Source organism: Microbacterium keratanolyticum, assembly GCF_016907255.1.
Lineage (GTDB): Bacteria > Actinomycetota > Actinomycetes > Actinomycetales > Microbacteriaceae > Microbacterium > Microbacterium keratanolyticum.
Genome location: NZ_JAFBBQ010000001.1, coordinates 2383479 through 2396122, shown reverse-complemented (window position 1 = coordinate 2396122; position 12644 = coordinate 2383479). Strand labels below are relative to the sequence as shown.

General features: G+C 67.7%; 13 protein-coding genes. 5 read left to right on the top strand and 8 right to left on the bottom strand.

Annotated elements, in window-relative coordinates; translation table 11 throughout:
• Positions 1-6 precede the first annotated feature (6 nt).
• From JOD62_RS11560 to JOD62_RS11540, 5 genes are read right to left on the bottom strand one after another with little or no spacing between them, the layout of a single operon-like run.
• Positions 7-1215, bottom strand: a complete 1209-nt coding sequence (locus tag JOD62_RS11560; protein WP_204939423.1) for a substrate-binding domain-containing protein — start codon at positions 1213-1215, stop codon at positions 7-9.
• Positions 1216-1217: 2 nt separating this feature from the next.
• The gene (locus tag JOD62_RS11555) at positions 1218-2315 is read right to left on the bottom strand and encodes an ABC transporter permease (RefSeq protein WP_204939422.1); all 1098 of its coding nucleotides are present in this window, start codon (positions 2313-2315) and stop codon (positions 1218-1220) included.
• A complete protein-coding gene (locus tag JOD62_RS11550; protein WP_204939421.1) occupies positions 2312-3337 on the bottom strand; it encodes an ABC transporter permease in 1026 nt (341 codons plus the stop codon). Before JOD62_RS11550 ends, JOD62_RS11555 begins: the two co-directional genes overlap by 4 nt.
• Positions 3334-4854: a sugar ABC transporter ATP-binding protein gene (locus JOD62_RS11545; RefSeq protein WP_204939420.1), complete on the bottom strand. Its 1521-nt coding sequence runs from the start codon at positions 4852-4854 to the stop codon at positions 3334-3336. The genes JOD62_RS11550 and JOD62_RS11545 overlap by 4 nt, the downstream gene beginning before the upstream one ends.
• Positions 4851-5954 carry a Gfo/Idh/MocA family protein gene (locus JOD62_RS11540; protein WP_204939419.1) on the bottom strand — a complete coding sequence of 368 codons (1104 nt, stop codon included), beginning with the start codon at positions 5952-5954 and terminating at the stop codon, positions 4851-4853. The genes JOD62_RS11545 and JOD62_RS11540 overlap by 4 nt, the downstream gene beginning before the upstream one ends.
• Positions 5955-6068: 114 nt before the next feature.
• Here JOD62_RS11540 and JOD62_RS11535 point away from each other — a divergent pair, with 114 nt between their 5' ends.
• The 3 genes from JOD62_RS11535 to JOD62_RS11525 are packed head-to-tail and all read left to right on the top strand — an operon-like array spanning position 6069 to position 8848.
• Entirely contained in the window at positions 6069-7256 is a 1188-nt protein-coding gene (locus JOD62_RS11535) for an ROK family transcriptional regulator (protein ID WP_204939418.1), read from the top strand.
• A gap of 15 nt (positions 7257-7271) precedes the next feature.
• The gene (locus tag JOD62_RS11530; protein WP_204939417.1) at positions 7272-7892 is read left to right on the top strand and encodes a DUF4166 domain-containing protein; all 621 of its coding nucleotides are present in this window, start codon (positions 7272-7274) and stop codon (positions 7890-7892) included.
• On the top strand, positions 7889-8848 hold the full coding sequence (locus JOD62_RS11525; RefSeq protein ID WP_204939416.1) for an epimerase: 960 nt from the start codon (positions 7889-7891) through the stop codon (positions 8846-8848). The genes JOD62_RS11530 and JOD62_RS11525 overlap by 4 nt, the downstream gene beginning before the upstream one ends.
• Here JOD62_RS11525 and JOD62_RS11520 read toward each other — a convergent pair.
• The gene (locus tag JOD62_RS11520) at positions 8845-9222 is read right to left on the bottom strand and encodes a PLDc N-terminal domain-containing protein (protein WP_204939415.1); all 378 of its coding nucleotides are present in this window, start codon (positions 9220-9222) and stop codon (positions 8845-8847) included. The two genes, JOD62_RS11525 and JOD62_RS11520, sit on opposite strands and share 4 nt — an antisense overlap.
• A 9-nt stretch (positions 9223-9231) precedes the next feature.
• Positions 9232-10170, bottom strand: coding sequence for an aldo/keto reductase (locus JOD62_RS11515; protein WP_271171521.1), 939 nt, complete (start codon positions 10168-10170; stop codon positions 9232-9234).
• 31 nt (positions 10171-10201) lie between these two features.
• Here JOD62_RS11515 and JOD62_RS11510 point away from each other — a divergent pair, with 31 nt between their 5' ends.
• The gene (locus tag JOD62_RS11510) at positions 10202-10810 is read left to right on the top strand and encodes a GNAT family N-acetyltransferase (RefSeq protein WP_204939413.1); all 609 of its coding nucleotides are present in this window, start codon (positions 10202-10204) and stop codon (positions 10808-10810) included.
• Between the two features lie 37 nt (positions 10811-10847).
• Positions 10848-11642: an SDR family oxidoreductase gene (locus JOD62_RS11505; RefSeq protein ID WP_204939412.1), complete on the top strand. Its 795-nt coding sequence runs from the start codon at positions 10848-10850 to the stop codon at positions 11640-11642.
• 64 nt (positions 11643-11706) lie between these two features.
• Here the strand turns inward: JOD62_RS11505 and JOD62_RS11500 are convergent, their stop codons facing one another.
• Positions 11707-12576, bottom strand: a complete 870-nt coding sequence (locus JOD62_RS11500) for an AraC family transcriptional regulator (RefSeq protein ID WP_204939411.1) — start codon at positions 12574-12576, stop codon at positions 11707-11709.
• Between the last annotated feature and the right edge of the window lie 68 nt (positions 12577-12644).

Here is a 12644-nt window from a genome sequence, read left to right as displayed (position 1 = left end):
GTCGGTTTACGGAATCTGACGCTTCTGCCAGACCTCCGGGTAGCCCGGCAGGTTCTCGCCGCCGAACTTCGCGTAGTGACCGTCGGGCATGCCCTCGTTCGCTGCGAGGTAGTCGTCGAGCTCATCCTTCGTGATCGGCTTCTGCGGCAGCACCCACTCCTTCGGAACCTCCTGGCCCGCGAAGATCATCTGTGCGGCCAGCAGCGGCGTGCGCCACTGGAAGTTGGAGTACACCGGAGCAAGACCCGTGAGTCCCGTGTCCTTCCACTTGCGGAGGAAGCTCATCTCGTCCTCACCGGTCATGACCGGGTAGTCCGCGCCTGCGTCCTCGAACGCCTCGATCGCCGCGACGGCACCGTCACCGGCATCCATCCAGATGCCCTGGACGTCGCCCTTGGCGAGCTCATCGCTGATGATGCTCTTGATCTCTGCGGGGTCAGCGCCCGTGAAGTAGTCGACGGCCTCGATGCCGGCCTCGTCGAACAGCTTCTTCGCGCCCGCCCAGCGGTGCTCGAGAACGTCGACGCCCGGAAGGATGCGCAGGGCCACGACCTTGTCGCCTTCCTTCAGGTTGTCGATCAGGAACTCGGCCGTGTCGATGCCCCAGGCGAAGCCGCCGATCGGGTGGATGAACGTGACCTGGCAGTCCGTGTTCACGCCGCGGTCGAAGACCACGACCGGCTTGCCGGTGGCGCAGGCACGCTCGACAGCGGGCGTCATCGCCGCCGTGGAGTTCGGCGAGATGAGGAACACGTCGCAGTTGCCCTCGGCGATGAAGTAGTCGATGTCGGCGATCTGCGTATCATCGGAGTCCTGCGCGTCGCGCGTCTCCATCTCGCTGATCGCACCGGCCTCCTGCAGCACCTTCAGCTGCTGGTTCATCGTGATCCAGCCCGTCTGGCGCCACGGGTTCGAGATCGATGCGTTCGCGAAGCAGGCCTTCTTGGCGCCGGCACTCGCGAAGCCGCTCGTGTCGACCATCTCGGCGTTGATGTGCTGCAGGTACGGTTCGTCGGCAGGACCCTGCGGCGTCACGTCCCGTTCAGCGAACTGCTTGTCGAAGAGCGCCTGGTCGAACCATTCGCTCGTTTCGGCCGGCGCCTCGGACTCCTCGGTCGTGGGCGGCGCCACACTCGGGTCGGTCGTGCACCCGGCGAGCGCGATGAGGCCGAAGAGGGCCACCCCGGCGGTGGCGATCTTCACTGATCGTCGCATTGCTAGTCTCCTCTGGTTTCTGTGGAACCCTCGGCGGCGAGGGCAGGTGATGCAGACGTACGAGCCATGGCGTCGGGCGACGCGTCGGGCTCCTTCCCCTGGTCGGGTGAAGCAGTTCCCTGTTCGGGTGAAGTGGGGGCGCGGCCGCGGCGGCTGCGCAGAGCGACGGCCGAGTAGGCGACGGCCGCGATGATGATGGCGCCCTGGACCGCGGGGCGGAGGGTCGACGGAACGCCGGCGATGTTGAGGAGCATGAACAGCGCCTCCAGCGCGAAGGCTCCCGCGACGGCTGCGACGACCCATCCGCGTCCGCCACCGAGCACGACCCCACCGAGGACGACGGCGGTGATCGCGACGAACTCGTATCCGCGTCCCACGGAGGGGTGCACGCCGGCGTAGCCGACGAGGAGCACGGCGGAGACCGTGGCCGAGACCGAGGAGATCATGAACGCGCTGATCGTCACACGCGTCCGGCGCGCGCCGGCGAAGTCGACGGCGCGGGCGTTGTCTCCGGTGGCCATCAGCAGTTTGCCGAGCGGGCGACGGGTGATCCAGATGGCCAGCGTGAGCCAGACGGCGAGAATGATCGCCGCCCAGGGGATGAACTCCAGCACCGGCACGTTGCGGATGCCGCCGCGTCCGATCTCGCGGAAGCTGTCGGCGGGGTTGCCTGTGGCCGCTCCCCCGGTCCACCACATGACGGCGCCCAGAAGGGCAAGCATCATGCCGAGGGTGACGATGAACGACGGCACTTTGAGCAGCGTCACCAGCAGACCGTTGATGAGCCCGATCACGAGTCCGAAGACGATCATCAGGATGAGCACGGGAACTGTGCGGGAATCGTCTTGGCCCACGACGTTGCCGGCGATGATCACCTGTGCCGTGATGAGTGAGCCCTGCGAGAGGTCGAACTCCCCCGACACGATGACGAAGAACTGGCCGATCGCGACGATCGCGACCGGGGCGACGCGCTGGATGAAGCGCATGAGCTGCCCCGCATCCGCGAAGTTCGGGTTCAGGATCATGACCGCGATGAGCAGCACCGCAAGCAGGAGGAAGACCGCGCCACGGGGGCTGATGAGTGTGCGCACGATGTTCATGAGCGGGCTCCTGCGGTGACGGGGCTGGCTTCGGGCGCAGATGCCGGGACGGCGGCTCCGAAGCGCGCCCTGCGGCGGCTGATGGTCCGGCGGCTGTAGACGGCCACCGCGGCGACGATCACGACGCCGCGGACGACGTCCTTGAGGAAGGGGTTGACCTGCATGACGCTCATGACGCTGTCGACGACCGCAAGGATCGCGACGCCCCCGATCGAGCCCCAGATCGAGCCACGACCACCCAGCAGCAGCGTGCCACCGAGGACGACCGCAGCGATCGAGAGCAGGTCGTAGCCGCCCTGCTGCCCCACCGTCGGTGTCCCCACACCGAGGCGGCTGGCCAGCAGGAGCCCGGCGAGGCCGGCGAACAGCGAGCTGAGCACGTGTGCCGCGATCAGCGGCGGGCGGGTGCGCACACCGGACAGGCGAGCCGTCTCGGGGTCCCCTCCGACGGCGAAGAGGTGCGCGCCGGTGCGGGTGCGGTTGAGCAGGAACCACATGATCGCCGCGAGAGCGAGCATGATGATCGTCGATACCGGGATCGGCCCGACGCCGGTGGCGCCGATGAGCTGGAACTCCCACGGGATGCTTCCGGCCGAACCCTGGAAGTTCGTGTTCAGGATGCCCTGCAGGATGAGTCCGACACCGAGAGTCGTGATGAAGCCGTTGACCTTGAGGACGGTCACGATGAGCCCGTTGGCGAGGCCGATGCCGGCGCAGACGAGCAGCGTGATCGCGACAGCCAGCGGGATGTTCGCTGCCTGCCCGTTCATGATCGTCGCGGCGAGCAGGCTCGCAAGGCTGATCACGTAGGTGACCGAGAGATCCAGCGACGCCCCGAGGATCACGAACGTCTGACCGATGGCGACGAGGCCCAGCACGCTCATCCCGGTGAGGATGTCGCGGATGTTGCCGTCGCTGAAGAAGTTGCGCCCGACACTCGCGACGAGGACTGCTCCCACGATGAGGGTCAGCACGAGAATGCCCAGGACGATGAGCGTCGAGTCGATCCGGATGCGCTTCATCGCGCGTCCCCTTCCGTGTGCGTGTGCGATGTGGCACCCGTGGCGGCTCCGAGGATCTCGTGCTCCTCCGCGCCGGCCGGGAGCTCGCCGGCCAGGCGTCCGTCCCGCATCACGAGGATGCGATCGCTCATGCCGATGACCTCCGGCAGCTCGCTGGAGACCATGAGCACAGCGCACCCGTCTGCGGCGAGCTGCCGCATGAGCGCGTAGACGGCGTACTTGGCTCCGACATCGATGCCGCGAGTCGGCTCATCGAAGAGCACGATCTGCGGCGACGTCAACAGCCACTTGGTCAGCACGACCTTCTGCTGGTTTCCGCCGGAGAGGAACCGCACCTCGCGGTCGGAGCTGCGGGAGCTGACTTCGAGGGTGCTCAGGATGCCGGGCACCTCGCGCCGCGCGCTCGCCGTGCGGCCGGCGAAGACACCGCGCACGACGAGCAGCGCGTTGTCGAGGACGGACTGTCCGAGCGCGAGGCCCTGCGCCTTCCGGTCCTCGGTGACCAGGGCGAGACCTGCCTTGATCGCCTTCCGTGGGCTGGTGATGCGCACCGGTGCGCCATCCAATCGAACGCTGCCACGGGTGAAGCCGTGCACGCCGAAGAGGGCTTCGAGAAGTTCGGTGCGCCCTGAGCCCTGCAGCCCCGCGAGACCGACGATCTCTCCGGCATGAAGGGTGAGGTCGACACCGTCGACGTAGTCGTTGCCACCGCCCCGCAGTTCGAGACGGGCGGCACCGCGCTCGGTTCCGGGAACCTGATCGGGGAAGAACGACTGGATCGAGCGTCCGACCATTCGCCGCACGAGTTCGTCGGTGGTGAGGTCGGCGGCATTGTCCGTGGAGACGTGGGCGCCATCCTTCAGGATCGTGATGCGATCGCAGAGGTCGAAGATCTCCTTGAGACGGTGGGAGACGTAGATGACAGCGACGCCTCGGGCCGTGAGCCGGCGGATGATCGCGTAGAGAAGCTCGACCTCGTTGTCACTGAGGGCGGCGGTCGGCTCGTCCATCGAGATCACCTGCGCGTCGAAGGACAGCGCCTTGACGATCTCGACGATCTGCTGCTCGGCGACCGTCAGCGACCCGACCCGTGCCGTCGGGTCGATGAAGGAGACACCGAGGTCCTCCAGAAGCGCGCGGGTGCGCTGCACCATGCCCTTCTGATCGAGGAATCCGCCGCGGCGGGGCTCTCGCCCGAGGTAGACGTTCTGTGCGACCGTCCGCTCGGGAAGAAGGGTGAACTCCTGGAACACCGTCACAATGCCGGCATCCATGGCCTGGCGCGGATGTGAGTACCGCACCGGTTCGCCGCGGTATTCCACGACTCCTTCGTCGGCCGGCTGCACGCCGGCGATGATCTTCATGAGGGTGGACTTGCCCGCGCCGTTCTCGCCGACCAGGCCGTGCACCTCGCCTCGCCGCACCTCGAGGTCGATGTCGGAGAGCACGCGGACGCCGAAGAACGACTTGCCGACGCCCCGCGTCCGCAGCACCAGGTCACCGATCTGCGCGTTCATACGGGTACCTCGATCCACGAGTTCGTCGACGCCGACTGCAGCACGAGATCCGTGATGATCGCCGCACGGCGTCCGTCCGCGAAGGTGGGCAGGCCCTCGGGCTCCGCGCCGGCGATCGCGGCGTGCACATCCGCCATGAAGCCGTTGAACGCGTCCTGGTAGCCCATCGCATGCCCCGCGGGCAGGGTCTGCAGACGGGCGGAGTCGGCGCTCGCCGTCGCGGGGTCGCGCAGCAGCAGCGCCGAACTCTCACGTCCGCCGAGCCAGAGCTCTTCGGGACGCTCCTGCTCGAAGCGAAGGGTCTCGCGGCTGCCGTGGATCTCCAGTGTCAGCGCGTTCTTGCGCCCCGGCGCCATCTGGGACACAAGGAGGCTGCCGAGCGCGCCGCTCTCCATCTCCACGAGAACGGCTGCGATGTCTTCCGTGTCCACGGTGTTGCCGCCCCGGTCCTGAAAGACGCGGCGCGTGCGAGCGGTGAGGCGCATGATGCGCTCACCGGTCACGAACTCGATGAGGTCGCAGAGGTGCGAACCGATGTCCGCGAAGGCCCGAGAATCTCCGGCCGTGGCGCTCTGCACGCGCCAGTCGTCATCGCTCTCGTGCAGCATCCAGTCCTGCAGGTATCCGCAGTCCAGGGAGAGCAGCGCGCCGGCCTGTCCCGCCAGGACGCGGGCTCGCGCCTCTCTGACCATAGGGTGATACCGGTAGACGAAGGGGACGGCTCCGACGACGCCCTCGCGCGCAGCGGCCTCGACAAGGAGGTCGGCATCCGCAGGGGTCGTTGCCAGGGGCTTCTCACAGACGACGTGCTTGCCCGCCGCGATGGCCGCGAGCGCCAGTTGCGCGTGTGTGGCGTTCGGCGTGCAGACGTGGACGAGATCGATGCCGGGATCGGCCAGCAGATCGGGCGCGCTCTGCGCGCGCTCCACTCCGAGGCTGCGCGCAACGCGCTCCGCGCTGGAGAGGGAGGAGGTGGCGAGCGAGGTGACCTCGCCGCCCGCGTTGCGCACCGCTGCGCGGTGCACGCGAGCCATGAAGCCCCCACCGAGGATGCCGGATCGGATCGTTCCGACGCCGGTGTCTGTGACGTCCGTTGTCATGTCGATGATTCTGACACAACTTCGACAACTTTTGCTAGTTCTTTGTCAAAAGTATTTTGACGACAATCAGAAGAAGACGGATGTTCCCCATAAGGGGTGTGGTTTACTGACCGAATGACTGCGACGACTCTCGCCAATTCCGGCGCCGGTGAGATCTTCCAGATCCTCCGCGACGGACAGGCACGCACGAAAGCCGAGCTCGCCGCGATGACCGGGCTTGCGCGCTCTACGGTGGCTCTGCGCATCGACGCCCTTGTGGCCTCGGGACTGCTGCACCCCGCGGGCGAAGCCGTGTCCACGGGTGGCCGCCCTCCTGCACGCATCGCCTTCAACACCGAGGCCGGCGTCGTCCTCGCCCTCGATCTGGGCGCAACCCACGGCACCGCCGCCGTCGCTGACCTCTCCGGGCGCATCCTCGACGCGCGCACCCGCGCGATCGACATCGCCGACGGTCCCGAACGCGTCCTCGACTCGATCCTCACTGACGGGGCGGAGCTGCTCGCCGACCTGATCACGCCGCAGCGACCGCTGCTCGGCGTGGGCGTCGGTGTTCCTGGCCCTGTCGAGCATTCCACGGGGCGTCCGACGAACCCGCCGATCATGCCCGGCTGGGACCGCTTCGACGTGCCGTCCTATGTGCAGCGCACGCACGCCGTTCCCGTCCTCGTCGACAACGATGTGAACATCCTGGCGCTCGGCGAGCACGCACTGCGCTGGTCGGACGTCGATGACCTCCTCTTCGTGAAGGTCTCCACCGGGATCGGCGCGGGGATCATCGCGGGCGGACAGCTGCAGCGCGGCGCCCAGGGGTCGGCGGGCGACATGGGCCACGTGCACGTCCCCTACCGGCAGGACTCCGGGCGTGACCCCGCCGACGACCGCGACCTCGAAGCGCTCGCGAGCGGGCCCGCGATCGCGGCAGTGCTTCGCGACCAGGGCTACGACACGCATCGCAGCGCCGACGTCATCGAGCTCGTGCGCGCCGGAGACCAGGCAGCGATCACCGCGACGCGGCAGGCCGGACGCGACGTCGGTGAAGTCCTCGCGACCATGGTGAACATGCTCAATCCGTCGACCATCGTGATCGGCGGCAGCATCGCGCGCGCAGGCGAGCACCTGCTCGCCGGGGTGCGCGAGGTCGTCTACCGGCGTTCGATCCCGCTGGCCACACAGCATCTCGCGATCGTGCAGTCGCAGGGCGGCGAGCGCGCCGCCGTGTTCGGGGCCGCGATCATGGTGGCGAACGAGATCCTCTCCCCCGCCCGGGTCGACGCCTACGTCGCCGCGCACGCCGACCGGTGACGATACGCTCGTGAGGTGACCGCGATCCCGCAATCCCCGTATCGGCGGGCGATCGGGGCGCGCGAAGCCGACCTGCATCCCCGCCTCCGGCTGTACTTCTCTGCGATTCCGGCAGGCCATGTCGGCGTCGGCGAGGGCGTGTTCACTCGCGCCGGCACACCCCGCCGCTGGCTGTGGCCGTTTCTGCGCCCGCTCGAGAAGCGCGGCGTGCTCTTCGCCGGATGGGAGCGCGACGTCCCGTTCCGTGTCCTGAACCGCACCATCGTATTCCGCGCGATCGCCGAGCGCGAGTTCCACCGTCCCTCCGGTACCTGGATCATGCAGGATGCCGTCGCCCTGGGCCGCTACGGACGCATCGTCGACGAGCTCGGCGAACCCGGCACGATCGCCGCATCCTTCGATGTCGATGTCCGCGACGGCGCACTGCTGCTCACGAGCGTTCGGGTCGGAGTGCGATGGGGACGCCTGCGGGTGCGCCTTCCGCGCCTCCTCTCCCCGACGGTCCGCCTCATCGAACGCTTCGACGACGAGCGGGCGCAACAGCACGTGACCCTCACGGTCGACGCGCCGCTCATCGGGCGCGTGTACGAATACGAGGGCTGGTTCGACTACCGCATCGAGAAGGAGAACGGATGACCGACGGACGCGTCGTGCTGGGCGGATCGACCGGGTTCATGGGTCGGGTGCTGCAAGAGCGCTATCGTTCTGCGGGTCGCGAGGTCGTGACGATCTCTCGCCGTGGCGCCGACCTCAGCTGGGACGACTCCGTCGGCATCGCGGAGGCTGTCGACGGCGCAAGCCTCGTCGTGGGGCTGGCCGGCAAGAGCGTGAACTGCCGCTACACCCCCGAGAACCGGGCGGAGATCTTCCGCTCCCGCGAGGCGACCACTGCAGCCCTCAGCGCGGCGATCGCGTCCGCATCCGCCCCGCCTGCGCTCTGGGTGAACTCCTCGACGGCGACCATCTACCGCCATGCAGAAGACCGCCCGATGACGGAGTCGACAGGCGAACTAGGCACGGGCTTCTCCGTCGATGTGGCCAAGAGCTGGGAGCGCGAACTCTTCGCAGCCCCCTTGCCCGCCACACGACGCATCGCGCTGCGCACGGCGATCGTGCTCGGTGACGGCGGCGTCCTCGGCCCTCTGCGCACCCTTGCACGGCTCGGTCTCGGCGGCGCGCAGCACGACGGACGATGGCCCGTCAGCGCCGCGCGGCGTGCCGCCGGAACGGCGCACGACTTCGGCGCTCCTCGCGGCACGCAGCGCTTCAGCTGGGTGCACATCGACGATGTCGCGCGCATGCTCGACTTCTTCGAGTCGACGCCCTGGCTGCACGGGCCGATCAACGCCGCGGCACCTCACCCCGTCGACAACCGCACCTTCATGGCGACCGTGCGCAACGTGCTGGGCGTGCCGTTCGGTCCGCCCATGCCGCGATGGATGCTCGAGCTCGGCGCCATCGGCATCCGCACCGAGACAGAGCTCATCCTCAAAAGCCGCTGGGTGCTTCCGGAGACCCTGCTGTCCGCCGGGTTCTCGTTCCACTACCCCGAGCTGGAGCCGGCCCTGCGCGACGCTTTCGCCCGCGCCTAGACCGGGTCGCTCTCGCCGCCCTCGCGGCGACGCTTCTCGATCTCCGCGCGCAGCCGCCACTCCTCGATCTCACGATCGAGATCCGCGATCTGCTGCTCCGTCGACCGCGTGTCGGTGGGCCGCGCCGGCGCAGAGGGCGTCTGTGGCCTCCTCGGCGCGCGCTCTCGCCGAGCCATCCGCGGCAGCGAGACCCCGGATCCGTTGTATTCGCGTCCGAGCAGGAACCAGAGCAGCCCGCCCAACGGAATCAGAACGGCGATGAGCACCCATGCGATCTTGGGCAGGAATTTCACCTCGCTGTCGTCACGACGCATGATGTCGATGATCGCCCCGACCATGAGGGCCAGCATCAGCAGCGAGAGCAGAATGTACATGATTTCAGCCTAGGGAAGCAGGTGTCCGGCCGCACGGAAGAGTTCGTACCACTCCGCGCGGGTGAGTTCGATGTCGGCACCCGCCGCAGCGTCCTCGATCCGCTGCGCTGTGGTCGTGCCGAGCACGACCTGCATCTTCGCGGGGTGGCGGGTGATCCAGGCCGTCGCGATTCCTATGGGCGTCACGCCGTACGAGGCGGCAAGGCGGGCGATGACCTCGTTGAGTTCGGGGTACTCCGGGTTGTCGAGGAACACCCCCGTGAAGAATCCGGCATGGAACGGCGACCACGCCTGGATCGTGATCCCGTTGATGCGGCAGTACTCGACGATGCCGCCGCCGTCGAGCACCGCGCTCTGCGCCAGCCCCTCCATGTTCGCCGCCAGTGGCTGCGCGATGATCGGGGCGTGCGTGATCGACAGCTGCAGCTGGTTGGCCACGATCGGCTGCCGTACGGCTGTCTTCAACAGGTCGATCTGGCGCGGCGTATGGTTCGAGACGCCGAAGGCGCGCACCTTTCCGGCCGCTTCGAGCTCGTCGAAGGCGCGCGCGACCTCCTCGGGTTCAACGAGGGCATCGGGTCGGTGCAGCAGGAGAACGTCGACGTAGTCCGTCTGCAGGGCGCGCAGCGAGTCCTCGACCTGACGCACGATGTGCGCGTAGGAGAAGTCGAACATGCCCTGCGCCGGCACGATGCCGCACTTGGTCTGGATCATGACCTCGGCGCGCTCAGCCGCGCTCAGGCGCAGCGCTGCGCCGAAGCGCTCTTCGCACAGGTGCATCTGTCCGCCGTAGATGTCGGCGTGATCGAAGAAGTCGATTCCGGCACCGCGCGCAGTGTTATAGAGCTCACGGATCTCGGCATCCGACTTGTCGGGAATCCGCATCATCCCCGCGATCAGGGCAGCGGCGGATGCTCCGGCGAAAGGCACAGTCTTCACCTGTTTCACGATACCCGCGCTGCTCCTGTTGAATGTGCGCATGACCTTTCGCACCCCGCCCGCACCGCTGACTCTGACCGGCTCGCTCGTCGAGCTTCGCCCGCTCGAGCGCGCGCACTACGACGGTCTGCTCGAGGCCTCCGGCGAAGGCGATCTGCGCGCGCGCTCCTGGTACACCTCGGTCCCGACGGCCGACGGCCTGGAGGGCGAGATCGAGCGCCGCCTGGGCCTTTTGGAGAAGGGCGAGATGATCCCCTTCACGACCTTCGACGCCACCGGCCGCATCATCGGGATGACCTCGTACTACGACATCGAAGAGACGGTACCGCGGCTGCACATCGGTTACACGTGGAACCGGCCCTCCGCGCACGGCACCGGAACGAACGCGGAGTCGAAGCTGCTGCTCCTTCGCCACGCTTTCGAGACGCTGGGGGTCTTCCGTGTCGGACTCACGACGCAGTGGGTGAATCAGCAGTCCCGTGCGGCGATCGAGCGCCTCGGCGCGAAGCAGGACGGCGTCATGCGCGCGGTGAGCCGTTACCGCAACGGCGCACTGCGTGACAGCGTCGAGTACTCGATCATCGAACCCGAGTGGCCGGCAGTGAAGGCAGGCCTCGAGGCACGGCTGGCAACCAGATCACGAGCGTAGGCTCGGTGCACACACTGTTGCACCGAAGGGAATCACAATGACCCGCACCTACGTCGTCACCGGAGCTGCCTCGGGAATCGGCGCCACCACCGTGCGCCTTCTGCAGGAACGCGGCGAGCGAACCATCGGCATCGACCTGCGCGGTGCCGACATCGACGCCGACCTCTCCACGGCCGAGGGTCGAACCGCGGCGGTTGCGCAGGCGATCGAGGCGTCGGGTGGGGTCATCGACGGTGTCATCGCCTGCGCCGGCATCTCCGCACCGAAGCCGATCACGATGTCGGTCAACTACTTCGGCGTCACCGAGGTGCTCGAGGGCCTGCTTCCGGCGCTGCGCGCATCGGATGCTCCGCGAGCGGCCGTCGTGTCGTCGATGGCCTCGCTGCAGCCGAACTCTGCACGTCTGGTCGAAGCGGCGCTCTCCGGCGACGAAGCGGCGACGTTGGCCGTGGCCGAAGACCTCATCGCGCAGGATCCCCGTGCGGGTCGCGCCGCATACCCCTCGTCGAAGCGCGCCATCTCACGATGGGTGCGCCGTGAGTCGATCACCGAGAACTGGGCCGGCGCGGGCATCCCCCTCAACGCCGTCGCCCCCGGCACCGTCATCACGCCGATGACACAGGAGCTGCTCAACAACCCCGAGGGCCTGGCGCTCGTCGACGCCCACGTGCCGATGCCGCTCAACTACCATCAGCCCGCCGAGTCGATCGCCACTCTTCTGATCTGGCTCACGAGCGTCGAGAATACGCACATGGCCGGCCAGACGATCTACGTCGACGGGGGCGCCGACGCCACACTGCGCGGCGACGACATCTGGTCGTGGAACGACTGAGTCGCGCCTGACCTAAGAAGCGGCCGGGTCGGAATGTCAGTTCCGACCCGGCCGCCCCGTTATCTCAGGCCTGACGTTCGATCGGCATCCAGAGTTCCGTCGTCGCGGTGCGGAAATCCTCAGCGCGGTCGATGACGGCGACGATCGACGGCCCCTCGCGCAGACGCCAGGGGTTCGAAGGGAACCAGTCCGCGGCCGATGCCGCATAGGTCTCCTGCAACGCCTCCGGGTATGGGCCCGATGAGCGGAACACGACCCAGGATCCGGCCGGAACGTCGATGACGTCGAGGTCATCCGGAACGGCTGTGGCGCGATCGATGGCGACGCCGTGCAGATAGGTGAGCGTGCTGCCCTCGGTGAAGTCGGGGTCGACGTCGGCGCTCACCTGCAGGAGCCCTGCGGGCTCGCTGTCGCTGAGCTGCTTGAGTCGCTCATGCTCCGCCAGGGGAAGCGATGCGATGTGCGCCTGGATGTGCGGGTTGACCCCCTGGTGGATGAGCGGCACCTGTACGGCATGGCCGACGAGGCGGAACGGCGGGTGGTCGGTGATGCGAGAGTCCATGGTGGAGCGTCCTTCGATCGTCAGGCGGAGCCTGAGCTGCGGTTGAGAGCGAAGGGGCCCACCATGCTGACGCAGTTCTGCAGGGCTGATACCGTGCACCGCACGAAACGCCCTGTTGAGTGCCTCCGTCGAGCCATACCCGTAGCGGACGGCGACGTCGAGCAACGGCACGTCCGCCAGGACATCGGCGGCCGCAACCGTCATCCGACGCCGCCGCACATACTCGGACAGCGGCATTCCCACGAGCGACGAGAACATCCGTCGCAGGTGATACTCCGTCGTGCCGAGGCGACGAGCAAGAGCAGGCACATCAAGATCCTCAGCCAGGCGCACCCCGACTTCGTCGATGAGTCCGTTGAGCTCAGAGATCATGGTGTCCCCCTTCGAGATCGAGTCTGTCCTCGCGCCAGCGCGCACACCCGACAATCCATGCCCGATGT